The organism is Pseudacidovorax sp., assembly GCF_017991995.1.
In the GTDB taxonomy this organism is placed as follows: Bacteria; Pseudomonadota; Gammaproteobacteria; order Burkholderiales; family Burkholderiaceae_C; genus Xenophilus.
On the sequence record NZ_JAGOPN010000005.1, the window covers coordinates 157314 to 182203 of the forward strand.

Genomic DNA, 24890 nt, shown 5'->3' on the forward strand with positions numbered 1-24890 from the left:
AGGCGGCAGGTCGATGGTCTCACCGCCCCGCCACCAGCCCCCGGAGAACACGCCGCGCCCGGCGCAGCGCACGCCGGGGCAGGCTGGCTGGCGGCGGCGGCACCACGGCCGGCGCCGCCGCTTCCACGGGGGCAGCCGCATCGGCCGGAGCCGGGGCCGGCGCGGGTTCGACCCGCGCTTCGCAGCGGGCCAGCTCTTCCAGCAGCGCGTCGGCCACCGCCGCCGGTTCGATGGCGTGCCGGATGTGCTGGGCCGCCATGGCACCGCGCCGCGCCGCCTCGGCGGGGTCGGCCGCCACGGCCCGCAGCGCGGCGACGGCCGCGGCGATGTCCGGCTCGGCCCAGTGCTGGTCGGGGGTGTAGCTGCCATTGGCCTCGCCGGGCTGCACGGGCACCCGCCGGCTCTCGACGAAATAGGCCGCATCCGGCCGCAGGAAGGCCGTGGGCCCGCCCCAGCCGGTGATGATCACCGGCCGCCCGGCCTGCGCCGCCTCGAAGGCGCCCAGGCCCCAGCCTTCGGCCCGGCACAGCGAGACGAAGCAGTCACCCAGTTCGTGCAGGGCATGCAGCTCGGCGTCGGGCAGTTCGTCGGTGATCAGGCAGATGGGCGGCGGCAGGCGGCCATGGCGCAGCACGGCGCGGCCCACCATGGCCTCGAACTGGGGCAGCACCGGCACGCTTTCGCCCTCGTGGCCCGGATCGCGGCGCACCCGCTCCAGGTCGTGCGCGGTGGTCTTGATGACCAGCGCGACCGGGTCGTCATGGCGGAAGGCCTCGGCGAAGGCCTCGACCAGCGGCCCGATGGACTTGCGCTCCAGCCAGGTCGACACCGTGTAGAAGATGCGCCGGCCCTGCAGCGGCGGCAGGCGCTGGAGGAGCCGCTCCCGGTCCGCCGCCGTTGCGGCGCGCGCGGGCCGGGGCAGGTGCGGCACCACCCAGATCGGGATCGTCACGCCACTGTCGCGGAACACCTGGCGGTTCCACCCGGTCGGCACGATCACGGCGTCGAGCCGGTTGATGAGCGCGGGCCAGTGGCGCGGCAGCCGGTCGGTCTCCCATACCGTGTGGCCGACCACGCAGCGGGTGCCGCGGGCGCGCTCGCGGGCGATGAAGTGCGGGTAGTACTCGGGCACGAAGTGCACGATGGCGATGTCGCACTCGCGCGCGTCGTCGCGCAGGGGCCAGAGGTCCTGGGGCCCGGCCTCCGGCGAGGCGGCCGGCGCATAGCCCAGGCCCAGCGCGCCACCAGGCAGCATGGGTTCCCACGCGATGGCGGTGCCCGCGTCCCGCAGCGCGCGCACCAGCGCCGCGGCCGCGACGGCATAGCCGCTGGTATCGCCAAGGCCGATGTAGCGCAGCGCCCGGCGGGGCGTGGGAGGACTGGGGCTCATTGCAAAAAACCGTCGTGTATATTTGACGAAACATAACAAATCGACTCAGGGGCTCCCCAAGCGGCAGCTGGGTGGTGCGCCCCGAGTGCATGGCCGCCTGCCGCCCTTTCGCGACCGCAGCCACCTTGACCGCCACTTCGCCTCCCGCGCCGGCGCGCCCCGCGCGCATCCCCAACACCTACCACTTCGTCTTCGGCCTGCGGCCGCAGACCGAGCCCTTCCACCTGCTGCACTACCTGTGCCTGGCCTCGTGCCTGCAGGTCAACCGGCCGGACCGCGTGGTGGTGCACCTGCACAACCAGCCGCACGGGCCGCTGTGGGAGCGCATCCGCCCGCGCATCGAGGTGCAGCAGATTCCCGAGCACGAGCTGCGCATCGACCTGGACTACCAGGACGACTACATCCGGCGCTTCGCCTACGCGCATGTGTCCGACTTCATCCGCCTGCGCGTACTGCATGAGCAGGGCGGCATCTATGCGGACATGGACACCCTGTTCGTGGCGCCGCCGCCGGCCGCCCTGTTCGACGAATCCTGCGTGATGGGCCGTGAGCGCGTCGACGTGGGCGCGCCCTCCTCGCCCGAGGGCTCGCTGTGCAATGCGCTGATCATGGCCGAGCCCGGCTCGCCCTTCGTGCGGACCTGGATCGAGCGCATGCCGGGCGCCTTCGACGGCAGCTGGAGCAACCACTCCACCTTCCTGCCGTACCGGCTCAGCCGCGAGTTCCCGGAATGGATCCGCGTCGAGCCGGAAAGCCGCTTCTTCTCGCTCGACTGGACGCGCGACGGCATCGCCGGCCTGTTCGAGCAGGACCGCACGCTGCCGCCGGACGCCACCAGCCTGCACCTGTGGGCGCACCTCTGGTGGGATGTGGACCGGCGCGACATGTCCGACTTCGACCACACGCAGCTCACGCCCGAGTACGTGGCGCAGGCGCGCACCACCTACGCCCGCCTGGCACGGCCGCACCTGCCGCCCGGCCTCGCGCCGTCGGCCCTGGGCCAGTGGTTGCGCCGGCTGTGGGGGTCGAGGGCCTCGTGAGCGACGCGCAGGTCCCGCGCAGCCGGGCCATCCTGCTGACCCATGTGCTGCCCGACCCGCAGGGCGTGGGCCTGATGCGCCGGGGATGGCGCTGGGCCTGCGAGCTGGCGGCCACGCATGCACTCGACATCGTGCTGGTGACCCGCCATGCCGAGACGCCCGTGCCGCGCACGCCGCTGCCCGGCCGGCTGCATGTGGTGCACTGCACCGGCCCCGCCCTGGCGCCGCGCGCGCTGGCGGACTGGTTCGAGCCGGACGCGGGCGCCGCCGCGGCGCTGGCTGCCCTGCCCGGCCCGGCGCCGGGGCGCGTGCTCGTCTTCCGCTTCTACATGCACGACCTGGCGGCCCATCTGCCTGCCGCGTGGCGCGCCGTCGCCGAGATGGACTGCGACGACTGGGAGTCGGCCACGCGCCGCAGCCTGGCCGGCCTGGCCCTGCGCCACGGGCGCTGGCGTGCCGCGGCGCAGGGTCTGCTGCAGGCGCGGCGCTATGCCCAGCTGGAGCGGCAACTGCTGCCCGCCTACCGCACCGTCCACCTCTCGGCCTTCGAGGACGCCGCCCGTGTGGCCCGCCTGCCGGGCATGCGCGAGGTGCGCGCCAGCCCCAACCGGCTGGTGCCCGATCCGGGGCCCGACCTGCCACCACCGCCGAAGGACGGGCGCACGCTGCTCTTCGTGGGCGCGCTGTTCTATCCGCCGAACGAGGATGCGCTGCTGTGGTTCGCCCGCGCCGTGCTGCCCCGCCTGCGCCGAAGGGTGCCCGATGTGCAGGTCGTCGCGGCCGGCCGGGCCGAGGCGTCGCTGCGACAGCAGCTGGCAGCGCACGGCATCGCCTATGCGCACGAGCCCGCCGACCTGCGACCGCTCTACGCCCAGGCCACGGCCGTCATCGCCCCGGTGCGCGGCGGCGGCGGCACCAAGCTCAAGGTGCTGGAGGCCTGGCAGTACGGACGGCCCGTGGTGGCCACCTCGCATGCCGCCCGCGGGCTGGCGGTCGAGCCCGGCCGCCACCTGCTCGTGGCCGACCGCGCGGACCGCTTTGCACGGCACTGCGCCGCCCTGCTGAACGATCCGGTGCTGGCCGAGCGCCTCGCGCGCGAGGCCGGGCGCCTGCTGCATGCCGAGTACTGCCTCGCGTCGCCTTCCTCCCTCTCCTGCCCTGCGCCCGAATGACGCAGCAAGCCGCCTTGCCCGACACCCGCCCGACCGCGGCCCGACCGCCCCTGCTCATCCTCTCGGTCGCCACCGGCTACGGCGGTGCCGAGCGCAACATCGAGACCCTGCTGCCCTTGCTCCTGGCCGAACGGCCGGTGACGGTCTTCGCCTGCAACCCGCTGCACCTGCAGCGGCTGCGGCACCTGGCGCATCCCGCGCTGGAGATCCACGCGGTGGACGCCGGCCGCGAAGACTTCGCCGACAGCGCCGCCAGGCTGCTTGTGCAGCGCTTCCTGGCGCTGCGGCACTCGGCCATCCTGAGCAACACGATGGACTCGCTGCGCATCCTGGCGCGGGCCGGCGGCTGGCTGCCCGGGCTGGACGTCATCGCCTGCGTCGCCGTGCACGACTTCCTGTGGTTCGACCATGCGCAGCTGCTGCCCCAGGTGCCCCGGGCCACGCTGCTGGTGCCCGACCGCGCGGTGCTCGAAAAACCCGACTACCTCGCCCGCCATGTCTGGCCGCACGGCCCCATGCGGGCGCTGGTCATGCCCAACCCGGTCGACATTCCGCCGGTGCCCGCGACCGCACTGGCGGCCGACGCGCCCTTCCTGCACCTGGCCACGGTCAACCCCTTCAAGGGCCATGCCCTGCTGGTGCAGGCCGCCGCACTGCTGGGGCCTCGCTGCCCGGACCTGCGCATCGCATCGGTGGGCCACCGGCCCATCCCCGAGCTGTACCGCGAACTGCAGGCACAGATGGCCGAGGCCGGCGCCGCGCCCACCCTGGCCCTGCACGACCATGTGGACGATCCGTCGACGCTGCTGCGCGGGGCGCGGGCGGTGCTCGTCACCTCGGTCTCGGCCCATGGCGGACCGGAGACCTTCGGCCGCTCGATCATCGAGGCCTGGGCCCTGGGCCGGCCCGTCATCGCCTTCGCCTGCGGCGCGCCGGCGCAGCTGATCCGGCACGAGGTCGATGGCCTGCTCGTCGACGAAGGCGACGTGACGGGCCTGGCCGCCGCCATCGAGCGACTGCACCGTGACACCGCCCTGGCCGACCGGCTGGGGCAGGCCGGGCGCGAGCGGGCCCGGCGCGACTTCGCCACGCCCCGGGTGCTGGCCCAGCTCACGGCCGTGCTGGACGGCGCCTGGTGCCCCCGCCCCCATGCGCCCCCGGCCGGTGCCGGCCGGCCCGGCCCGGGGCTGCTGTTCGACGTCTCCGTCAGCCTCGAAAAGGGCTGGCACTCGCCCGTGGGCATCTCGCGGGTGGAGCACCACACCGGCGATCTGCTGGCCGCGCAGCCCGTGCCCGTGCAGCTGGTGCGTCGCGGAGCCGACGACGGCGGCTATCGGCGGCTCACCGGGCAGGAGCTGGAGTTCCTGGCCAACACGCCCGACGGCATCGGCCGGCTGGCTGCCGCCGAACTGGCCAACACGCCATTGCCGCCGCCGCGCGTGCCGCAGTCGGTGGGGCGCAGCCTGCGCGCGCTGGGCGCTTTCCAGGGCGGCAGGGCGCGCCTGCGCCGGCTGGCGGACAGCCGCCTCGGCCGCTGGCTGCATGGCCGCGCCAGCGCCAACGTGCGCCTCGCCCCCGTCGGCGCCGGGCCTTTCGGGCCGGGCCCGGGCGATGTGCTGCTGAGCGTCTCCAACCCCTGGGACTATGTGAGCGTCCCGATCTTCCAGGCGCTGCGCGCGCGCGGCGTGCGCGTGGTGCTGGCCGTGCACGACCTGATGGTGTGGGAGACGCCGCAGTGGACCGCCGGCCGCGATCCGCGCCAGTACACGGCCGACATGCTCGGCGTCATCGCCGAGGCGGACCAACTGGTGGCCGTCTCGCGCCACACGGCCCGCCAGGTACAACGCGCGATGGCGGAGGCGGGCCGCGCCGCGCCGCCCCTGCGCGTGGCAGCCCCCGCCGGCCTGGACACCGGCCCCGCGCGGCCGGGCGCGCCACCGCCGGGCCTGGACCTGGACCGGCCCTTCGTCCTGTACTGCTCGACCCTCGAGATCCGCAAGAACCACATCCTGCTGCTGCATGTGTGGGAGCAGTTGCGGCAGCGGCTGCCGGCCGGGCGCCTGCCGATGCTGGTGCTCGCCGGCCGCTGGGGCTGGGGCGTGGACGCCGCCCGGCTGGCGGTGGAACGCAACTGGCGGCTGGTGCCCGATGTGCGGGTGGTGGAATCGCCGCGGGACGAGCATCTGCAGTGGCTGTACCGGCATGCCCGCTTCGCCGTCTTCCCGTCCTTCACCGAAGGCTTCGGCCTGCCGGTGGCCGAGAGCCTGGCGGCGGGCACGCCGGTGGTGCTGTCGGACCATCCGGCCATCGTGGAAGCCTCGGCCGGCCTGATGCCCGCGCTCGACCCGGACGACGGGCCCGCCTGGCGCCGCGAGATCGAGCGCCTGTGCATGGACGATGCCTACCTGGCCCAGCTGCGCGGCCGGGCCCGCGCGTACCGCGCCGCGCCGGCGGACGGCCTGCCGCGCGCCCTGCTCGACGCCACCGGCCTGATGCCGGGCCGGCCCGCCGAGGTCGCGGAACGGTCAGGCCCCCAGGAAGCGCCGGTGCTGTGGCCATGAACACCTCCTCGGCCGATCGGAACGAAGCCCACCGGCCGGGCGATACGCAGGAGGCAGCACGGCCCGCCCAGGCCCTGCGCGCGGCCCTGCAGCATCTGCAAAGCCGCCTGCAGGCGCAGGAAGCGCAACTCGACCTGCACCGCCGCGAACTCGACGCGCGGGCGGCCGAACTGGCCGAACGCCACGCCGCGCTGACCGACCGGCAGGCCGAGGTGGCCCGTCTGAACGAGGAACTGGCCCGACGGGACGCAGAGATTGCGGGGCTGCGCCATGCCGCCGCACTGGCGGCCGCCCGGCAGCCCTTCGCCCGCCGTGTGCTGCGCCGGCTGGCGCGCGACCTTCGCCGGCTGCTGCGCCACGCGGTCCCGGCCCCGGCGGCGGTCGCTCCTGCCGCTGCGCCGGCCGCCACGCCAGCGGAGTCGCCTCCACCGCCCACCGAACAGGCCGCGCCGGCGCCCGTGCAGGACTACCGCACCCGCATGCGGGCGTTGCGCGCCTCGGGGCAGCTCGCGGCCGTGCGCACGGTGAGGCTCGTCGCCCCGGCCCTATGGCAGGACATCGCCTCGGCCGTGGCGGGCCTGCTGGAGGCCCTGTCGCTGCAGTGCACGGTGCACGCCGCCATGCCGGCCGATTTCACCGACGACCTGTACCTGGTCCTGGACCCGCGCGCCTTCACGGTGCTGCCTCCGGCCGACCGGCGCATCCTGTGGCAGGTGCCGGACGAGCAAGGCGTGGCCGGCGACGCCGACCCGCTGCAGGCCCGGCTGCAGGAGTCGCTCGCGGTGTTCGAGGCCGTGCAGCCGCGCATTGCCAGGCTGCTGGCCGACGGGCTGGTGCAGCACCAGATCTTCCATGTGCCGCTGCCACCGGCCGACGCGGCCCCGGCCGCGCTGGACGACCGCACGCCCTTCGGCCTGCCGCACCTGCTGGCCCGGGCACTGCATGGCTGTGGCGTGCTGGACGACGCCGCCTTCGAGGCCGCCACCGCCGGCACCCGCCTGGACGGCGAGGCCGTGGTGCTCTGCCTGCCCGAGGCGCCGGAGCGCTTCGCCCATGCGCGCGAAAGCCTGCGCCACGGCGCCGTGCTCTTTCCGGGACTTCGCCATGTGGACGGCTGGAAGGGCACGGCGCTCAGCTACCGCGACCTGGCGCGCCGCACGCTGCAGGCCGGGCGCGACAGGCTGCTGGTGTGGGAGGACGACGCCCGGCTGCCGACGGACTTCGACACCCGCCTGCCCGCGCTGCTGGCACAGCTGGATGCGCACCCCGAGCGCTGGGACCTGTTCTCGGGCCTGCTCACCGACCTCTCGCCCCAGGCGCGGGTGCTGGACGTGCAGCCCTACGGCAGCGACCTGCTCATCCGGCTCGACTCGGTGATCGGCATGGTCTTCGGCCTCTACGGACCGCGGGCGCTGCGGGCCCTGGCCGACTACCGCTTCGAGGGCGAGGACGTGATGAAGAACACCATCGACCGCTACCTCGAAGCGCTGGGCCTGCGCTGCTGCACGCTGTTTCCGCCCCTGGTTGGGCACGACGACCACCTGGCCTCCACGCTGTGGGCACCCAACGGCGTGCGCTTTGCCAGCAATGCCTCCATGAACGCCATGATCGACCGCAGCCAGGTGCGGCTGCTGTCGAAGGTGGCGGACTTCCTGGACGGCGGCCCTGCGCCGCAGGAACCTCAGCGCCAGTAGTCGCGCCCCTGCGCGCCCCAGAGCGCGCGCGATGCCGCCTCGGCCTCGGCGCAGACGGTGTCCATGTCCACTTTGGTGGGCAGGCCGTCCTCCACCAGCAGCTCGCCCTGCACCGCCACATGGCGCACGTCCCGGCCCTGGCCGCAGTGCACCAGGGCGCCCAGCGGATTCACGTGCGGCCGCAGGTGCGGCCGGCGGCCGTCGACGACCACGAAGTCGGCCGACTTGCCCACGGCCAGGCTGCCGATCTCGGCCTCCAGGCCCAGCGCCCGGGCACCGCCCATCGTGGCCATGTCGAAGACATGGTGCGGCTGCCAGCCGTCGTCGACGCCGCCTTCCTGCACCCGGGCCGTGGCCAGCGCCCAGCGCATCAGCTCGACCATGTCGCCATGCTGCGTGTCGGTGGCCAGTGCCATGTTCACGCCCGCGCGCTGGAGCATGGGGGTGGGCGCCAGCCGGCCCGAGGCGGCGTTGCACTTGGGGATGTGCACCGCATGCGCGCCGGCCTCGGCCATGCGGGCGGCATCGGCCTCGCTCACGTAGATGCAGTGCCCGCCCATCAGCCGCTCGTTGAGCAGGCCGGTGTCGGCCAGCACCTCGGTGGAGCTGCGGCCGGTGCGCGCGCGCACGCGCTCGACCTCCACCTTGCTCTGGCCCAGGTGGGTGCTGACGCGCAGCCCGCGTGCGGCGGCGGCCTCGCCCACCTCGCGCAGGAAGGCGTCGGAGCAGGTGTCCACCGCATGCGCCGCCAGGTTGACGTGCACCCGCGGATGGCCTTGCCAGCGATCGTGCAGCGCCAGCCCGGCCCCCAGCGTGGCCTGGCCGATGGCGGCGCTGTGGTGCCAGTCGCCATGGGCCACGCGCGCGAAGTCCACATCGTGGATGCGCCAGCTCGGCGCCAGGCGAAGGCCCAGTTCGGCCATCGCCTCGGTGCAGATGTCGGCATGCACGAAGTTGTCGCCCACCAGGGTGGAGCCGGCCAGCAGCGCCTCCAGCGCGCCCAGACGGGCCAGGGCGCGGGCCTGCGCCTCGTCGACCTGCGTGCCCTTGGGAATGCCCGGCGTGTACGAAGGCGCAAAGCCCAGGTCGGCCGCCACGCCGCGCACCATGCTGAGAATGCTGTGGGTGTGGACGTTGACGAAGCCGGGCGTGACGAAATGGTCGGCCAGGTGCAGCGTGCGGTCGGCGGTGTACTGCGCGGGCGGTTGCGCGTCCAGCCAGGCGATGCGGCCATCCCGCACGCCAAGGACGGCGCCGCGGATCTCGGGGCGGGCAGGATCGGCCGTCAGCGCGATGGCATCAAGCAGCAGCAGGTCGAAGTGGAGGGGTTCGGTCATGGGCACTTTCGGGCCGGTTTGGTGCACCGGCGGGAGGGATGCCGAAGCGCAAGCAATCGACGTGCCATTTTGTATCCAATCCATGTCCAGTTTGTGGACACTCAGGCCGCGGCGGCCCAGCTCTTCCCCTTGCCGGCCGCGCTGGCGCTCAGCCGCGGTGGTCGTCGGGCGCCTGCAGCCCCCGCACGGCCGGCGTGCCCACCGCCATCACCGCGCCCACCACCCAGAACACGCCGGCCACGCCGATCAGCGCGCCCAGCGAGCCGAAGAGCAGCGGCATCACCACGCTCGACGCATTGATGGTCATGAGCCGCAGCCCCAGCGCCTCACCCTGGCGGTGATGCGGCGTGATCTGGTGCAGCATGCTCATCACCATGGGCTGCACGGCGCCGAGCGCGAAGCCCAGCAGCACGGAGCAGGCCCCCATCGCCCACGGATCGCGCAGCAGCGGATAGAGCGCGAACACGGCCAGCACCACCAGGTTGGAGGTCAGGATCACCTGCCGCTCGGTGGCCCGGGCGGCCAGCACCGGCAGCAGCATGCGCACCAGCGCCGCCGCAATGGCAAAGCCGCCCAGCAGCGTGCCGATGACCGAGGCGCCCAGCCCCCGTTCGTGGCCCAGCAGCGGCAGCACGAAGGCATGCACGTCCCAGCTGCAGGACTGCATCCAGTTGACGAACAGCAGGCGCCGGAACATGGGCTCGCGCAGCAGGTCCCAGGCGCGGGTGCCGGGCGCATGCACGGCGGGCGCGGCCGAAGGCGCTTCCCGCGTGGGCCGCACCAGCATCCAGCACGCCAGCGGCAGCGTCGCCAGGAAAGCGAAGCAGATCGCGTAGGCCCGCGCATCGCCGGCCGTGCTGCCGGCATGGTCGATCAGCAGGCCGGCCGCGAAGGGTCCGAAGAAGTTGGCACCGGCCGGCGCGATGGCCAGCCAGCTGAACACCTGCCGCAATTGCGCCGTGCCCTGCGCCGCCCGGCCCACATGCCGTTGCAGCGCGATGACCGTGGCGCCGGTGGCACCGCCGGTGAGCAGGGCCGACACGCACATGGCCGGAAAGGCAGGCCACAGCAGCGGCAGCAGCGCGCCGACGAAGGCGGCGGTCACCGCCATCGCCATCGGCCGCTTGAGGCCGTGCCGGTCCACGTAGCGGCCGGCTGGCAAGGCCAGGAAGACCTGCGTCAGCGCGAACAGCGCGATCAGCACGCCCACCGAGGCGGCACCGTGCCCTTGCTGCAGCGCCAGCAGCGGCGCCGCCAGCCGGATGCCGGCCATGGTGGCGTGCAGGCAGACCTGCGCCGCGATCAATCGCGCGAGTTCGGCGCCGCTCACGGCGCGCCGCCCTCCTCGGACTCTTCTGCGTCGGCCGCCGCCTCGGCCACCGTGGGCAGCAGCTGCTGCGCCTGGGCATCGGGCAGGGCCTCGACGCTGCGCAGCTTGCGCGTCAGCACATTGGTGCGGGTCTGCGTCTGGTCCAGCGTGTTGAGCACGGTCTGCGTCTGGCGCTTGACCTTGTCCAGCACCTCGCCGAACTTCATGAACTCGGTCTTCACGGCGCCCAGCACCTGCCAGACCTCGCTGCTGCGCTTTTCGAGCGCCAGGGTGCGAAAGCCCATCTGCAGCGAATTGAGCATGGCCAGCAGCGTCGTGGGGCCCGCCAGCGTCACACGGTGGTCGCGCTGCAGCGCTTCCATCAGGCCCGGCCGGCGCAGCACCTCGGCATACAGGCCCTCGGTGGGCAGGAAGAGGATGGCGAAGTCGGTGGTGTGCGGCGGGCACACGTACTTCTCGTGGATGCCGCGCGCCTCCAGGCGGATGCGCGTCTCCAGCGCCTTGGCCGCCACCTCCACCGCCAGGGCGTCGGCGCGCTGCTGGGCATCGAGCAGGCGCTCGTAGTCCTCGTTGGGAAACTTCGCGTCGATGGGCAGCCACACCGGCGTGCCGTCGGCGCTTCGGCCCGGCAGTCGGATGGCGAAGTCCACCACCTGGCGCGACTCCGGATGGGTGGCGACCTGGGCCGCGTACTGCTCGGGCGCCAGCACCTGCTCCAGCAGCGCGGCCAGTTGGGCCTCGCCGAACATGCCGCGGGTCTTGACGTTGGTCAGCAGGTGCTTGAGGTCGCCCACGCCCTGGGCCAGCGTCTGCATCTCGCCCAGGCCCTTGTAGACCTGCTCCAGCCGCTCGGCCACCTGGCGGAAGCTCTCGCCCAGTCGGGCTTCGAGCGTGCTCTGCAGCTTTTCGTCGACCGTCTGGCGCATCTCTTCCAGCTTGGCGCTGTTGCTGGCCTGCAGCTGGGCGAGTTGCGTCTCCATGGTCGCGCGCACCTCGGCGATGCGGCGGGCATTGGATTCGCTCAGGCCCTGCAGCTGGCTGGTGAGCGTCTCGGCCAGCGACTGGCGGAGCGTGCCGATCTGCTGCGCGAAGGCGTCGAGCTGCGCGTTCTGCGTCCGCGTGGCCTCGGCGCCCTGCGCCAGCAGGGTCTGCTGGAAGGTGGCCAGCGCGGCGGCGCTTTCCTGGCGGCCGACGCGGGCGTTGTCGGCGATCTCGCGGCGCAGTGCGCGTTCGTTGCGCTCCAGCAGCGCCTGGATCGGGGCCACCAGTTGCCCTACGTCGGGCTCGGCGGGCCGGCGCAGCAGCAGCACGGCCAGCAGTAGGAGGTTCAGCAGCCCAAGACCCAGCAGCAGCCAGTCCTGCAGCGTCATCGCCTCCGTCATTGACCGCGCACCCGGCCCAGCACCTGCGGATTGACGGGTGTGCGCGGCTGGCCGGTGGTGAGGAAGGCGATCAGGTTGTCCACGGCCAGATCGGCCATGGCACGGCGGGTGGCGGTCGTGGAACTGGCGATGTGGGGCGTGAGCACCACGTTGGGCACGGCGAGCAGGTCGGGGTGCACCTTGGGCTCGCCCTCGAACACGTCGAGGCCGGCGGCGGCGATGCGCCGGTCCTTCAGCGCCTGGGCAAGGGCCGCGTCGTCCACGATGCCGCCGCGGGCGATGTTGACCAGCGTGGCCGTCGGCTTCATCTGCGCCAGCTCGGCCGCGCCGATGCTGTGGTGGTTGGCGGGCGTGTAGGGCAGCACCAGCACCAGGTGGTCGGCGGTGCGCAGCAGCTCGTCCTTGGCGACATACGTCGCCTTGCATTCGGCCTCCAGCTCGGGCGAGAGGCGTGATCGGTTGTGGTAGACCACCTTCATGCCGAAGCCGTGCGCGCCCCGCCGGGCAATGCCCTGCCCGATGCGGCCCATGCCCAGGATGCCCAGCGTGCTGCCGTGCACCTCAGCCCCGGCGAACATGTCGAAGGACCACTTGGTCCACTGGCCGGCGCGCAGGAAATGCTCGCTCTCGGTGATGCGGCGGGCCGTGGCCATCAGCAGCGCGAAGCCGAAGTCGGCCGTGGTCTCGGTCAGCACGTCGGGCGCATTGGTGCCCAGCACGCCGCGGGCCGTCATGGCGTCCACGTCGAAGTTGTTGAAGCCCACCGCCATGTTGGCGCAGATGCGCAGCTGCGGGCAGGCGTCGAGCACCTCGGCGTCGATGCGCTCGCTGCCGGTGGTGAACACGCCCACCTTGCCCTGCAGGCGGCGGATCAGTTCGGCCTTGGACCAGAGATCGTCGGCGGGATTGGCCTCGACCTCGAAATGCTCGGCGAGCCGCGCCACGGCTTCGGGAAAGACGGCGCGGGCGACGAGGACGGCGGGCTTGCTCATGGATGTTTCCGTTTTTCGAAAGAGCCGCCGATGCGGGTCGGCCGCCAACGGCCGCGCCCCGCTCAGCGGAAGAAGATGAAGGTGACGAGCACGAACAGCGGCAGCAGCACCGCGCCCGACCACGCCATGTAGCCGAAGAAGCTGGGCATGCGCACGCCGCGGTCCTCGGCGATGGCCTTGACCATCAGGTTGGGCGCGTTGCCGATGTAGCTGTTGGCGCCCATGAACACGGCACCGGCCGAGATGGCGGCCAGGGTCGCGGCATGGGTGGTCATGAGGGTGGCGGGGTCGCCACCCGCGGTGTTGAAGAACACCAGGTAGGTCGGCGCGTTGTCCAGGAAGGAGCTCAGCAGCCCCGTGGCCCAGAAGTACATGGCGGGCTCGGGCTGGCCGTCGGGCCGGGTCACGGCCGACACCACGGCGCCGAAGGGGCCGGCCGTGCCGGCACGCAGCATGGCGATCACCGGCACGATGGTCAGGAAGATGCCGGCGAAGAGCTTGGCCACCTCGAGCATCGGCCCCCAGCCGAACTGGTTGGCGTCGTGCACCTCGCGCTTCGTCAGCGCCAGCGACAGCAGCGTCACGCCGACCAGGCCCACGTCGCGCACCAGCCCCGGCAGGCCCACGGGCGTGCCGGCGATGTCGAACACCACCGGGCTCTTCCACAGGCCGCTCAGCAGCACCAGGCCCAGCACCACCGCCAGCAGGGCGAAGTTGACCTGGCCCTCGAAGCGCACGCCGCGCGTGTCGGGCGTGGGGTCGACGGGCATCACGCCTTCGTTGCGGTAGTAGAAGCGGTCGAGCGCGAAGAAGATGCCGAGCAGGCACAGCAGGACGAAGGCCGTGTCCGGCAGCAGGTGCCAGGTCGTCCAGAAGAAATCCACGCCCTTGAGGAAGCCCAGGAACAGCGGCGGATCGCCCAGCGGCGTGAGCGAACCGCCCACGTTGGAGACGATGAAGATGAAGAACACCACCACATGCGCCTTGTGCCTGCGGTTGTCGTTGGCACGGATGAGCGGACGGATCAGCAGCATCGACGCACCCGTGGTGCCCATGATGCTGGCCAGCAGGCCTCCGATGGCCAGCAGCCCGGTGTTGAGCCCCGGAGAGCCGTGCAGGTTGCCGCGGATGTAGATGCCGCCCGACACCGTGAACAGCGCCGTCAGCAGTACGATGAAGGGGATGTACTCGGCCAGCAGCGCGTGCACCACCTGCGCGCCGGCGAGGCCTGGCCCGAAGACGGCCGCGAAGGGCAGCAGGAAGGCCAGCGCCCAGGCTGCCGCCACCTTGCCGAAATGGTGGTGCCAGAAGGTGGGCACCAGCAGCGGCATCAGTGCGATCGACAGCAGGATGCCCGCGAAGGGCAGGCCCCACAGCGGCGACAGCGCGGCACCGTCGAAGGTGGCCGCCTGCGAAAGCGCGGGGGCTGCCAGTGCAGCCCCCATGAAAGCCCGCGAGGGGCGGATCCGGCGAAGAAGCGAAGTCACGTTGGCGTTGGTCAAGGCGTGGCGGGCTGGGGGATCTCGAACACCTGACGCAGGTAGGCCAGGTACTTCTCGTCGTCGCACATGCCCTTGCCCGGCGTGTCCGACAGCTTGGCGACAGGCTGGCCGTTGCAGCGGATCATCTTGATGACGATCTGCAGCGGCTCGTAGCCCAGGTCGTTGGTGAGGTTGGTGCCGATGCCGAAGGCCAGCTGGCAGCGGCCGCGGAACTGGCGATAGAGCTCGATGGTGCGCGGCACCGTCAGGCCGTCGCTGAAGATCAGCGTCTTGGTGTGCGGATCGACCCGGTTGGCCACGTAGTGGGCAATCATGCGCTCGCCCCATTCGAAGGGGTCGCCGCTGTCGTGCCGGGCGCCGTCGAAGAGCTTGCAGAAGTACAGGTCGAAGTCGCGCAGGAAGGCACTCATGCCGTAGACGTCGGACAGCGCGATGCCCAGGTCGCCGCGGTATTCGCGCGCCCACATCTCGAAGCCGTAGATCTGGCTGTCGCGCAGCCGCGGGCCCAGGGCCTGGCAGGCCTGCAGGTACTCGTGGGCCATGGTGCCCAGCGGAAGCAGGCCGAGCTTCATCGCGAACAGCACGTTGCTGGTGCCGGCGAACTGCGGCAGCCGCTCCGCAGCGCGCGGCTGCGGGCTCACGGCGCCCAGTTCGGCCGTCAGCGTCCGCAGCACCTCCTCATGCCAGGTCTTGGAGAAGCGCCGGCGGGTGCCGTAGTCGGCGATCTTGAGGTCTTCCAGGCCCGCTTCCTTCAACTGCCCGATCTTGGCCTGCAGGCGCCGGCGGCCTTCCTCCAGGTCGGGCTGCCGCTGCGTGTTGCGGAAGTACACCTCGTTGACGATGGCCAGCACCGGGATCTCGAACAGGATCGTGTGCAGCCAGGGGCCCTTGATGTGGATGTCGATCTCGCCGGTGGCGGCATCGGGCACGATCTCGATGTACTTCTCGTTGAGCTTGAACAGGCCCAGGAAGTCGACGAAGTCGCTCTTGATGAAGCGCATGGAGCGCAGGTAGGCCAGCTCGGCGTCCTTGAACTGCACGCTGCACAGGGCCCGTACCTCCTCGCGGATCTCGGCCGCGAAGCGCGCCAGGTTCACACCCGGGTTGCGGCACTTGAAGCGGTACTCGACCTTGGCGCCCGGGAAGTGGTGGAGCACCACCTGCATCATCGTGAACTTGTACAGGTCGGTGTCGAGAAGGCTCTGGATGATCATGAAAACGGCTCGGCGCGGGGCGGCGCGGTTGTCTCCCCGGAAAGGCTGGCTTTCCGGCACCGGAAATGGTGAGACGGATTATCACGGTCATGGTGCGCCTGCGCCTACGAGCCATCCTTTGGGCGTCCTACCGGGGCGGCACCGTACCCCCACCACAGTGCATAGCACGGCGGCACCGACAGGGCCCCGCAAGCAACCCAAAGGAGATCCCATGAACAAGGACATCATCGAAGGCAACTGGAAGCAGTTGAAGGGCAAGGTCAAGGAGCAATGGGGCAAGCTGACCGACGACGACTTCGACGTCGTGGCCGGCAAGCGCGACCAGCTGCTGGGCAAGATCCAGGAACGTCATGGCATCAGCCGCGACGAGGCCGAAGCGCAAGTCAAGGCCTGGGAAAGCGCCGAAGGCCGCACCCCCGCCGCCCTGTGGATGGAAAAGTACTGAGCGCGCTGCGCCACTTCCTCCGAACCCGAACAACCGAATTTCAATCGTTGCCCAAGGAGCACCACACCATGAAAAAGACCGCACTTACCCTCGCCATTGCCACCGGCTGCCTGTTCGGCGCCGTCCAGGCCAGCGCCATGACCAAGGACGAGTACAAGGCCGAGAAGGACAAGATCTCCGCCCAGTACAAGGCCGACAAGGCCCAGTGCGACACGCTGAAGGACAACGCCAAGGACGTGTGCGAGAAGGAAGCCAAGGGCAAGGAAAACATCGCCAAGGCCGAACTGGAGCAGTCCTACAAGCCCAGCAACAGCCACGCCAAGAAGGTTGCCGAGGCCAAGGCCGATGCTGCCTACGACGTGGCCAAGGAAAAGTGCGACGACATGAGCGGCGATGCCAAGAACGCCTGCCAGTCGCAGGCCAAGGCCGACCATGAGAAGGCCAAGGCCGACATCAAGGCCATGGTCGCCAAGAAGTAATTTGTCTCCTCGCGTTTGACGGAAGCGCTTTGGCGGCACCTTCGGGTGCCGCTTTTTTATGGGCGGTCCCGGACGGGGCTGCCTTTTCCGTCTTGAAGACGCCCCCGTCAGCGCAGGGTGTCGAGCACCGCGAGCAAGGCCGGGCGCAAAGCCACCGGCCGCTGCGTGGCCCGGTCGACATAGACATGCACGAAGTGGCCCTGGGCCGCAGCGGTCGGCGCCTCTTCGGCGAACAGTCCGACCTCGTAGCGCACGCTGCTGCTGCCCACATGCGCCACGCGCACGCCGGCCTCGATGGTCTGAGGGAAGGCCAGCGGCGCGAAATAGTTGCACTGCGTCTCGACGACGAAGCCGATGGTGCTGCCCTGGTGGATATCCAGGGCGCCGCGCTCGATCAGCAGCGCGTTCACCGCCGTGTCGAACCAGCTGTAGTAGACGACGTTGTTGACATGCCCGTAGATGTCGTTGTCCATCCAGCGGGTGGTGATCGGACGGAAGGCGCGGTAATGGTCGCGCGGCTGGGGCGTGGGGCGGGCGCTGCTCATGGGCGGCGATTCTGCCGGGCGCCCCGAATAGGGGCTGTCACCTAAAAATGCTGCATCGCAGCAAAACCCCTTGAGATCGCCACGGGCCGCTGCCATACTTCATCCCATGTTGCAGCGCAGCAAACGCCGCAACCCCACTTCCACCACCTCCAGGAGCTCACCATGGCACTCACCGCCGACCAGATCATCGCCGCCCAGAAGGCCAACATCGACACGCTGTTCGGTCTGACGACCAAGGCCTTTGAAGGCATGGAAAAGCTCATCGAGCTGAACGTGACCGCCTCCAAGGCCGCCCTGAGCGAAGCCGCCGGCACCGCCCACGCCGTGCTGGGCGCCAAAGACGCGCAGGAACTGCTGGCCCTGCAAGCCAGCATGATGCAGCCGATGGCCGAGAAGACCGCCGCCTACAGCCGCCACCTGTACGACATCGCCCAGGGCACCAGCGCCGAATTCACCAAGGCCTTCGAGAGCAAGGCTGTGGAAGCGCAGCAGGCCATGGTCGGCCTGATCGACAGCGCCGCCAAGAACGCCCCGGCCGGTTCCGAAACCGCCGTCGCCATGATGAAGAGCGCCGTGGCCGCCGCCAACAACGCCTTCGAATCCGTGCAGAAGGCCGTCAAGCAGGCCTCCGACGTGGCCGAAGCCAACTTCAACGCCGTCTCGACGCAGGCCATGAACGCCGCCAAGACCGCCACGAAGACGGCCACCGCCAAGCGCTGATTTCTTGCTGGTTGTCTCCTTGGGTCCTCACGGGATCCATTCGGCCCCGCCTCGGCGGGGCTTTTTTTCGTCCGCGCGTGCCAGCGGCCCACTCCTATCATGGCGGTTTTGCCCGCAACAAGGAGACAGCATCCATGCAGATCAAGGACAGGGTTTTCATCGTCACCGGCGGCGCCTCGGGCCTCGGCGAAGGCACGGCGCGCATGCTGGCCGAGCACGGCGCCAAGGTCGTCATCGCCGACATGCAGGCGGACAAGGGCGAGGCCGTCGCCGCCGAGATCGGCGGGCGCTTCGTGCGCTGCGACGTGAGCCAGGAGGCCGACGGCCAGGCTGTGGTGGCCGCGGCGCTGGAACTCGGCAAGCTCGTGGGCCTGGTCAACTGCGCCGGCATCGCACCAGCCGAGAAGACCGTGGGCAAGAACGGCCCGCACGCTCTGGCCGTCTTCGAGAAGACGCTGCGCGTCAACCTGCTGGGCAGTTTCAACATGATCCGCCTGGCGGCCGACGCCATGGCGAAGAACGAGCCCGAGGCCACCGGCGAGCGCGGCGTGCTCATCTCCACCGCCAGCGTGGCAGCCTACGACGGCCAGATCGGCCAGGCCGCGTACAGCGCCAGCAAGGGCGGCGTCGTCGGCATGACGCTGCCCATCGCCCGCGACCTGGCGCGCAGCGGCATCCGTAACATGACCATCGCGCCCGGCATCTTCGGCACGCCCATGCTCTTCGGCATGCCGCAGGAGGTGCAGGACGCGCTGGCCGCCAGCGTGCCCTTCCCCTCGCGCCTGGGCACGCCGGCCGATTACGCGAAGCTGGCCAGGCACATCATCGAGAACGACATGCTCAACGGCGAGGTGATCCGCTTGGACGGCGCCATCCGCCTGGCGCCGCGCTGACCCTGCCCAAGCCGGGCTGACGGCTTTTCACCGATACTTCCGTCTCGCCCGAGGGGGCGCCATCCGCAGGGAGGCGCCCCTTTTTCGTTGGTTCTCGTCCCATGGCCATCCCCGAATCCTTCATCCAGGAATTGCTCGCCCGCACCGACATCGTCGAGATCGTCGGGCGCCATGTGCAGCTCAAGAAGGGCGGCGCCAACTTCATGGGGCTGTGTCCCTTCCACGGGGAAAAGTCGCCGTCCTTCTCGGTCAGCCCGACCAAGCAGTTCTATCACTGCTTCGGCTGCGGGGCCCATGGCGACGCGATCCGCTTCCTGATGGAGCACACAGGCGTGGGCTTTCGCGACGCCGTGCAGGACCTGGCCGGCCAGTACGGCCTGCAGGTGCCCGACGACGACCCGCTCTCGCCCGAGCAGAAGGCCCAGGTGGCCGCGCGGCGCGAGCGCCAGGCCACGCTCACCGACGTGCTGGAGAAGGCCGGCGACGCCTACCGCCGGCTGCTGCGCGATTCGCCGCGCGCCGTGGACTACCTCAAGCGCCGCGGCGTCTCGGGCGCCATCGCCAAGCGCTTCGGGCTGGGCTACGCGCCCGAGGGCTGGCGGGCGCTGGCCAGCGTCTTTCCCGACTATGCCGACGCGCTGCTGGTCGAAAGCGGCCTGGTGATCGCCAGCGACGAAGGCGAGGATGGCAAGCGCTACGACCGCTTCCGCGACCGGGTGATGTTCCCGATCCGCAACGTCAAGGGCGAATGCATCGGCTTCGGCGGCCGTGTGCTGGGCGACGAAAAGCCCAAGTACCTCAATTCGCCGGAGACGCCGGTCTTCAGCAAGGGCCGCGAGCTCTACGGCCTGTTCGAGGCCCGCACCGCCCTGCGCGACCAGGGCTACGCGCTGGTCACCGAGGGCTACATGGACGTGGTGGCGCTGGCCCAGCTCGGCTTTCCGAATGCCGTGGCGACGCTGGGCACGGCCTGCACGGACGACCATGTGCACAAGCTGTTCCGCTTCACCGATTCGGTGGTGTTCAGCTTCGACGGCGACGCCGCCGGCCGCCGCGCGGCCCGCAAGGCGCTGGAGGCGGCCCTGCCCCACGCCACCGATGTGCGCAGCGTCAAGTTCCTCTTCCTGCCCGAGAAGCACGACCCCGACAGCTTCATCCGCGAGAACGGCGAGGAAGGCTTCGCCCGCGCCGTGGCGCAGGCCGTGCCGCTCAGCCGCTTTCTGCTCGAAGCGGCGCGCGAAGGCTGCGAGCTGGGCAGCGCCGAAGGCCGCGCCCGCATGGCGAGCCAGGCGCGGCCCCTGTGGCAGGCGCTGCCCGAAGGCGCGCTGCGCCAGCAGTTGCTGGCGGAGATCGCCCAGGCCGCGCATCTGGAGCCGGCCGGGCTTCAGGCGCTGTGGGCCGGGCAGACGCCACCGCCCTCACCCGCCGCCTCCCGCGACGAGCACGAGCCGCCCGACTTCCATGGCGAATCCATGCCTCCAGCCTGGGGTGACGGCACGCCCTCGCAGCCGCGCTGGTCGTCACAGCGCCGCGGCAAGCGGCCCTTTCCTCCGGCGCCGCCCCGCCCCGCGGGCCCGCGGCCCAAGCCAGCCAGCCGCGCCGACCATGCCGCGCGCCTGATGCTCGAACGCCTGGGCGCCTGGGAGCATCTTTCGGGCGAGGAGCACGCCCTGCTCTGCGGCCTGCCGCCGCCCCACGGCCCGCTGTTCGCCTGGCTGGAAAGCTGCCTGCACGAATACGGTCCCCTGGAATGGCCGCAACTGCGCGCCGACATGGCCGGCCAGGCCTTCGAGGACATGGCGGTGCGCCTGATGGCCGGTCCGGCCGGCACCGCCACCGATGCCGAGTGGGACGCCGAACTACGCGATCTGCTCGACCGCATGCTGATCGAGCACCTCAAGACGCAGGAGACCGAGGCCATTGCCGCCGCCGGCCGCGATCCGCAGGCGCTGGCGCGCTACCGCGAATTGCTGACGCGGCGCCTCGCGCTCGAGAAGAAGCAGCGCGCCGGCAGCTGAGCCGCCCACCGGTCCGATTTCCGCCAGCGGTCCCGAAAGCCACGCCACTCCAGCAGTCAATCCCCCGCAGTGCGCGTAGGAATTGATTGACAAAGGTATAATCCACGGCTCGTCTCGGCAAGAGCGACAGCAGCACCTCCGGACCCTGGCCTACCGATGCCCCCGTGCACGACCGGCCTCCTTTCTTCCGCAAGGGCTTGCATTCCAAATGTTCGCCCCCCATCTTGCCTGGCGTGCCGGTAGCGCGGTCCCCGCGTCCTCACCGGCACTCTCTCGCCGCGCCGGCCTGACGGCGCCTGTTGATTCAATTTTCTTTCTGTGGGTCCTCATGGGCCCTGGGGTCCTATGCCTGCTCAAAAGTCCGGAAAGACGACGACAACCGCCGCCGCCAAGCCCGCCGCCAAGACCAAAACCTCGGCCGCCGTGGTCGCGCCTGTGAAGGCGACCACCACCGCGGCCGGCAAGTCCGCCACGAAAGCCCAGTCAGTGCCCGCCACGAAGTCCCCTGCCAAAGCCGAGAAGGCCACCGAAGAACTGAAGAAGACGACCGCCAAGGCCGCAGCTGCCGCCACGGCCGACGAGATCGCCGTGCCCGCCAAGAAGAAGCCGGGCCGCCCGCCCAAGGCCGCCGCCGACAAGGAAGGCGCCACCACCGGCGCCAAGCGCGGCCGCAAGCCCAAGGCCGCCGCGGCCGAGGCCAAGGACGTCGAGGAGGACTTCTCCGACGTCGAAGCCGAGTTCGCCGAGGAAGAGACGCCCGAGCCCGAGGCCACCACCACGGCCACGGTCGAGAAGGCCAAGCCGCTGCGCATGAAGATCAGCAAGGCGAAGGAACGCGCCTTGATGAAGGAATTCGGCCTGGACGAGACCGTCCTGTCCGAAGAGGACATGGCCAAGCGCCGCCAGCGCCTGAAGACGCTGATCACGCTGGGCAAGACCCGCGGCTACCTGACGCAAGGCGAGATCTCCGACCACCTGCCCGACAAGCTGGTCGACGCCGAGACCATGGAAGTCGTGGTCACCATGCTCAACGACCTGGGCGTGGCGGTGTACGAGACGACGCCCGACGCCGAGACGCTGTTCCAGAACAACGTCACCCCCACCGCCGCCACCGTCGAAGAGGCCGAGGAAGAAGCCGAAGCCGCCCTGTCCACCGTGGACAGCGAATTCGGCCGCACCACCGACCCGGTGCGCATGTACATGCGCGAGATGGGCACCGTGGAGCTGCTGACGCGCGAGGGTGAGATCGAGATCGCCAAGCGCATCGAAGGCGGCCTGCAGGACATGATGGCCGCCATCAGCGCCTCGCCGGCCACCATCGCCGAGATCCTGCGCATGGCCGCCGACATCCGTGAGGGCAAGGTCGTCATCTCCACCGTGGTGGACGGCTTCTCCAACCCGAACGAAGCCGACGACTATGTGGCCGAGGAAGATTTCGACGAGTTCGACGCCGAGGACGACGACGACGGCAACGGCGGCTCCAAGGCGCTGACCAAGAAGCTCGAGGAGATGAAGAACGAGGCGCTGTCGCGCTTCGACAGCATCGCCTCGCTGTTCGAAAAGATCCACAAGATCTACGACAAGGAAGGCTACGGCACGCCGGCCTACCAGAAGGCCCAGCAGTCCCTGTCGGAACAGCTGATGACCATCCGCTTCACCGCGCGGACCATCGAGAAGCTGTGCGACATGCTGCGCGGCACGGTGGAAGACGTGCGCAAGAAGGAGCGCGAGCTGCGCCGCATCATCGTGGAGAAGTGCGGCTATCCGCAGGAAGACTTCATCCGCGACTTCGGCGGCATCGACAAGAACGGCAACCGCGTGCAGTCGAACCTGCTGAACCTGCAGTGGATCGAGAAGCAGTCGGCCGCCGGCAAGCCCTGGAGCGCCGTCATGCAGCGCAACATCCCGCCGGTGCAGGAGCTGCAGCAGCAGCTGACCGACATCCAGTCGCGCGTGGTGGTGCCGCTGACCGAGCTCAAGGAAATCAACCGCCGCATGAATGCTGGCGAGAAGTCCTCGCGCGACGCCAAGAAGGAGATGATCGAGGCCAACCTGCGCCTGGTGATCTCCATCGCGAAGAAGTACACCAACCGCGGCCTGCAGTTCCTGGACCTGATCCAGGAAGGCAACATCGGACTGATGAAGGCGGTCGACAAGTTCGAATACCGCCGGGGCTACAAGTTCTCGACCTACGCGACGTGGTGGATCCGTCAGGCCATCACCCGCTCGATCGCCGACCAGGCGCGGACCATCCGCATCCCGGTTCACATGATCGAGACGATCAACAAGATGAACCGCATCTCGCGCCAGCACTTGCAGGAGTTCGGCTTCGAGCCCGATGCGTCCATCCTGGCCGAGCGCATGGAGATTCCCGAGGACAAGATCCGCAAGATCATGAAGATCGCCAAGGAGCCGATCTCCATGGAGACGCCGATCGGCGACGACGACGATTCGCACCTGGGCGATTTCATCGAGGACACCAACAACACCGCGCCGATCGAAGCCGCCATGCAGGCCGGCCTGCGCGACGTGGTCAAGGACATCCTCGACTCGCTCACCCCGCGCGAGGCCAAGGTGCTGCGCATGCGCTTCGGCATCGAGATGTCCACCGACCACACGCTGGAGGAAGTGGGCAAGCAGTTCGACGTGACGCGCGAGCGCATCCGCCAGATCGAGGCCAAGGCGCTGCGCAAGCTCAAGCACCCGAGCCGCTCGGACAAGCTGCGTTCTTTCATCGACACGCTGTAAGCACGCGCCCTGAGCGCTCCGCCGAAGCGGCGCCCGCGGCCCACCAGGGCCGGGGCGCCGTTTTCATTGGATGCTCTCGCGTTGCGCGAACGGCGCCCGCCTGCCCCCCCCCCCCGCAGGCAGACCCAAGGAAAGAGACACGCATGAATCCTGACGCCAATCAACTCTGGCGCGCGCCGCGCTGGGCCCTGGCCATCCTGCTGGCGGTGCTGGGCATGCTCGGGCCCTTCTCCATCGACACCTACATCCCGGCCTTCTCGGGCATCGCGCGCTCCATCGGCGCGACGCCCACCGAGATGCAGCAGACGCTGTCGGCCTACCTGTTCGGCTTTGCCTTCATGAACCTGTTCCACGGTGCGCTGTCGGACAGCTTCGGCCGCCGGCCGGTGGTGCTGTGGGGCCTGCTGGTCTTCACGCTGGCCTCGCTGGGCTGCGCGCTGTCGCAGACCATCGGGCAACTGGTGTTCTTCCGGGCACTGCAAGGGCTGTCGACGGGCGCGGGCATCGTGGTGTCGCGCGCCGTGGTGCGCGACATGTTCCCCCCGGCCGACGCGCAGAAGGTGATGGCGCAGATCACCATCTACTTCGGCCTGGCGCCGGCCATCGCGCCGATCATCGGCGGCTTCCTGCTGGTCCATGCGGGCTGGCACAGCATCTTCTGGTTCCTGGTGGCGGTGGGGATCGTGCTGCTGGTGGCCAACTGGAAACTCCTGCCGGAGACGCTGCACACCAGCCAGCGCCAGCCCTTCGCCGTGCGCGACCTGATGCGCGGCTACTGGCAGCTGTGCTCCGATCCGCGCTTCCTGCTGCTGGCGCTGGCCAGTGGCGTGCCCTTCAACGGGCTCTTCCTCTACGTGCTGGCGGCGCCGGCCTTCCTGGGCGACCACCTGGGTCTGGCGCCCACGCAGTTCTTCTGGTTCTTCGTGCTCAACATCGGCGGCATCATGCTCGGCGCATGGGCCAGCGGTCGCATGGCGGGCAAGGCCAGGCCCAAGCGCCAGATTCGCGATGGCTTCGTGGTGATGCTGCTGACCTCGGTGGTCAATGTGGTGGCCAATGCGCTGCTGGTGCCGCAGGCCTGGTGGGCGCTGTGGCCGCTGGCGGTGTTCGGCTTCGGATGGGCGCTGATGGTGCCGGTGGTGACGCTGCTGGTGCTGGATCTGCATCCCACGCGCCGCGGCATGGCCTCGTCGCTGCAGGCGGTGATCGGCTCCACCGCCAACGGCGTGGTGGCGGGCCTGGTCGCGCCGCTGGTCATGCATTCGCCGATGGCGATGGCGCTGTCGTCGCTGCTGATGATGGGCGTGGGGCTGGTCGCCTGGACCTGGCTGCACCGACGTTGGCCCGAGATCGGCCGCGACAGTACCGCCGCGGCAGCGCCGCTGCCGGTCGACGCGACGACGAAGCTGGAATCCTGAGGACGGCAGA

The 24890-nt window shown here is 70.4% G+C and carries 19 protein-coding genes; 11 read left to right on the top strand and 8 right to left on the bottom strand.

The features are described 5' to 3' along the window. Positions 1-19 precede the first annotated feature (19 nt). Positions 20-1390, bottom strand: a complete 1371-nt coding sequence (locus tag KBC94_RS08855) for a hypothetical protein (protein WP_294368844.1) — start codon at positions 1388-1390, stop codon at positions 20-22. A gap of 125 nt (positions 1391-1515) precedes the next feature. On the opposite strand from KBC94_RS08855, the gene KBC94_RS08860 reads away from it, so the two are divergent. Genes KBC94_RS08860 through KBC94_RS08875 form a run of 4 tightly spaced genes read left to right on the top strand, consistent with a single transcriptional unit; the run spans position 1516 to position 7857 of the window. Then, positions 1516-2430, top strand: coding sequence for a glycosyltransferase (locus KBC94_RS08860; RefSeq protein ID WP_294368846.1), 915 nt, complete (start codon positions 1516-1518; stop codon positions 2428-2430). Further along, positions 2427-3602 (top strand): glycosyltransferase family 4 protein, encoded by a 1176-nt coding sequence (locus KBC94_RS08865; protein WP_294368847.1) that lies wholly within the window; start codon positions 2427-2429, stop codon positions 3600-3602. The genes KBC94_RS08860 and KBC94_RS08865 overlap by 4 nt, the downstream gene beginning before the upstream one ends. After that, complete coding sequence (locus KBC94_RS08870) at positions 3599-6163, top strand: glycosyltransferase (RefSeq protein WP_294368851.1); 2565 nt, start codon at positions 3599-3601, stop codon at positions 6161-6163. Before KBC94_RS08865 ends, KBC94_RS08870 begins: the two co-directional genes overlap by 4 nt. Continuing rightward, on the top strand, positions 6160-7857 hold the full coding sequence (locus KBC94_RS08875; RefSeq protein WP_294368853.1) for a hypothetical protein: 1698 nt from the start codon (positions 6160-6162) through the stop codon (positions 7855-7857). Before KBC94_RS08870 ends, KBC94_RS08875 begins: the two co-directional genes overlap by 4 nt. On the opposite strand, the gene KBC94_RS08880 is transcribed toward KBC94_RS08875, so the two are convergent. From KBC94_RS08880 to pncB, 6 genes are all read right to left on the bottom strand, one after another. After that, on the bottom strand, positions 7845-9194 hold the full coding sequence (locus KBC94_RS08880) for an amidohydrolase family protein (RefSeq protein WP_294368855.1): 1350 nt from the start codon (positions 9192-9194) through the stop codon (positions 7845-7847). The two genes, KBC94_RS08875 and KBC94_RS08880, sit on opposite strands and share 13 nt — an antisense overlap. A gap of 148 nt (positions 9195-9342) precedes the next feature. Next, positions 9343-10524, bottom strand: coding sequence for an MFS transporter (locus tag KBC94_RS08885; protein ID WP_294368859.1), 1182 nt, complete (start codon positions 10522-10524; stop codon positions 9343-9345). After that, complete coding sequence (rmuC, locus tag KBC94_RS08890) at positions 10521-11894, bottom strand: DNA recombination protein RmuC (RefSeq protein WP_294368861.1); 1374 nt, start codon at positions 11892-11894, stop codon at positions 10521-10523. The genes KBC94_RS08885 and rmuC overlap by 4 nt, the downstream gene beginning before the upstream one ends. Positions 11895-11902: 8 nt before the next feature. Next, complete coding sequence (locus KBC94_RS08895; protein ID WP_294368864.1) at positions 11903-12898, bottom strand: D-glycerate dehydrogenase; 996 nt, start codon at positions 12896-12898, stop codon at positions 11903-11905. Positions 12899-12960: 62 nt separating this feature from the next. Next, complete coding sequence (locus tag KBC94_RS08900; RefSeq protein ID WP_294368865.1) at positions 12961-14343, bottom strand: sodium:proton antiporter; 1383 nt, start codon at positions 14341-14343, stop codon at positions 12961-12963. A 53-nt stretch (positions 14344-14396) separates the two neighbouring features. After that, positions 14397-15614, bottom strand: a complete 1218-nt coding sequence (gene pncB / locus KBC94_RS08905) for a nicotinate phosphoribosyltransferase (protein ID WP_294368867.1) — start codon at positions 15612-15614, stop codon at positions 14397-14399. A gap of 211 nt (positions 15615-15825) precedes the next feature. On the opposite strand from pncB, the gene KBC94_RS08910 reads away from it, so the two are divergent. Further along, positions 15826-16059 (top strand): CsbD family protein, encoded by a 234-nt coding sequence (locus tag KBC94_RS08910; protein ID WP_294368870.1) that lies wholly within the window; start codon positions 15826-15828, stop codon positions 16057-16059. A 68-nt stretch (positions 16060-16127) separates the two neighbouring features. After that, the gene (locus KBC94_RS08915; protein WP_294368873.1) at positions 16128-16538 is read left to right on the top strand and encodes a hypothetical protein; all 411 of its coding nucleotides are present in this window, start codon (positions 16128-16130) and stop codon (positions 16536-16538) included. Positions 16539-16645: 107 nt separating this feature from the next. On the opposite strand, the gene KBC94_RS08920 is transcribed toward KBC94_RS08915, so the two are convergent. Continuing rightward, positions 16646-17083 (bottom strand): thioesterase family protein, encoded by a 438-nt coding sequence (locus KBC94_RS08920; protein WP_294368876.1) that lies wholly within the window; start codon positions 17081-17083, stop codon positions 16646-16648. A gap of 162 nt (positions 17084-17245) precedes the next feature. On the opposite strand from KBC94_RS08920, the gene KBC94_RS08925 reads away from it, so the two are divergent. From KBC94_RS08925 to KBC94_RS08945, 5 genes are all read left to right on the top strand, one after another. Further along, positions 17246-17803: a phasin family protein gene (locus tag KBC94_RS08925; RefSeq protein WP_017760046.1), complete on the top strand. Its 558-nt coding sequence runs from the start codon at positions 17246-17248 to the stop codon at positions 17801-17803. 134 nt (positions 17804-17937) lie between these two features. Further along, positions 17938-18696, top strand: coding sequence for a 3-hydroxyacyl-CoA dehydrogenase (locus KBC94_RS08930; protein WP_234192601.1), 759 nt, complete (start codon positions 17938-17940; stop codon positions 18694-18696). Between the two features lie 101 nt (positions 18697-18797). Beyond that, positions 18798-20714, top strand: coding sequence for a DNA primase (gene dnaG / locus KBC94_RS08935; protein ID WP_294368880.1), 1917 nt, complete (start codon positions 18798-18800; stop codon positions 20712-20714). Positions 20715-21059: 345 nt separating this feature from the next. After that, positions 21060-23462, top strand: a complete 2403-nt coding sequence (gene rpoD / locus KBC94_RS08940; protein ID WP_294368881.1) for an RNA polymerase sigma factor RpoD — start codon at positions 21060-21062, stop codon at positions 23460-23462. A 143-nt stretch (positions 23463-23605) separates the two neighbouring features. Next, complete coding sequence (locus KBC94_RS08945) at positions 23606-24880, top strand: multidrug effflux MFS transporter (protein WP_294368883.1); 1275 nt, start codon at positions 23606-23608, stop codon at positions 24878-24880. Positions 24881-24890: the final 10 nt, after the last annotated feature.

Bases quoted from the DNA above. Each gene is read 5' to 3' on its own strand.
- KBC94_RS08855 (WP_294368844.1), bottom strand. From the start codon at position 1,390: ATGAGCCCCAGTCCTCCCACGCCCCGCCGGGCGCTGCGCTACATCGGC.
- KBC94_RS08925 (WP_017760046.1), top strand. From the start codon at position 17,246: ATGGCACTCACCGCCGACCAGATCATCGCCGCCCAGAAGGCCAACATC.
- KBC94_RS08920 (WP_294368876.1), bottom strand. From the start codon at position 17,083: ATGAGCAGCGCCCGCCCCACGCCCCAGCCGCGCGACCATTACCGCGCC.
- KBC94_RS08930 (WP_234192601.1), top strand. From the start codon at position 17,938: ATGCAGATCAAGGACAGGGTTTTCATCGTCACCGGCGGCGCCTCGGGC.
- KBC94_RS08895 (WP_294368864.1), bottom strand. From the start codon at position 12,898: ATGAGCAAGCCCGCCGTCCTCGTCGCCCGCGCCGTCTTTCCCGAAGCC.
- KBC94_RS08870 (WP_294368851.1), top strand. From the start codon at position 3,599: ATGACGCAGCAAGCCGCCTTGCCCGACACCCGCCCGACCGCGGCCCGA.
- pncB (WP_294368867.1), bottom strand. From the start codon at position 15,614: ATGATCATCCAGAGCCTTCTCGACACCGACCTGTACAAGTTCACGATG.
- KBC94_RS08880 (WP_294368855.1), bottom strand. From the start codon at position 9,194: ATGACCGAACCCCTCCACTTCGACCTGCTGCTGCTTGATGCCATCGCG.
- KBC94_RS08915 (WP_294368873.1), top strand. From the start codon at position 16,128: ATGAAAAAGACCGCACTTACCCTCGCCATTGCCACCGGCTGCCTGTTC.
- rpoD (WP_294368881.1), top strand. From the start codon at position 21,060: ATGCCTGCTCAAAAGTCCGGAAAGACGACGACAACCGCCGCCGCCAAG.
- dnaG (WP_294368880.1), top strand. From the start codon at position 18,798: ATGGCCATCCCCGAATCCTTCATCCAGGAATTGCTCGCCCGCACCGAC.
- KBC94_RS08900 (WP_294368865.1), bottom strand. From the start codon at position 14,343: ATGGGGGCTGCACTGGCAGCCCCCGCGCTTTCGCAGGCGGCCACCTTC.
- KBC94_RS08910 (WP_294368870.1), top strand. From the start codon at position 15,826: ATGAACAAGGACATCATCGAAGGCAACTGGAAGCAGTTGAAGGGCAAG.
- KBC94_RS08875 (WP_294368853.1), top strand. From the start codon at position 6,160: ATGAACACCTCCTCGGCCGATCGGAACGAAGCCCACCGGCCGGGCGAT.
- KBC94_RS08945 (WP_294368883.1), top strand. From the start codon at position 23,606: ATGAATCCTGACGCCAATCAACTCTGGCGCGCGCCGCGCTGGGCCCTG.
- rmuC (WP_294368861.1), bottom strand. From the start codon at position 11,894: ATGACGCTGCAGGACTGGCTGCTGCTGGGTCTTGGGCTGCTGAACCTC.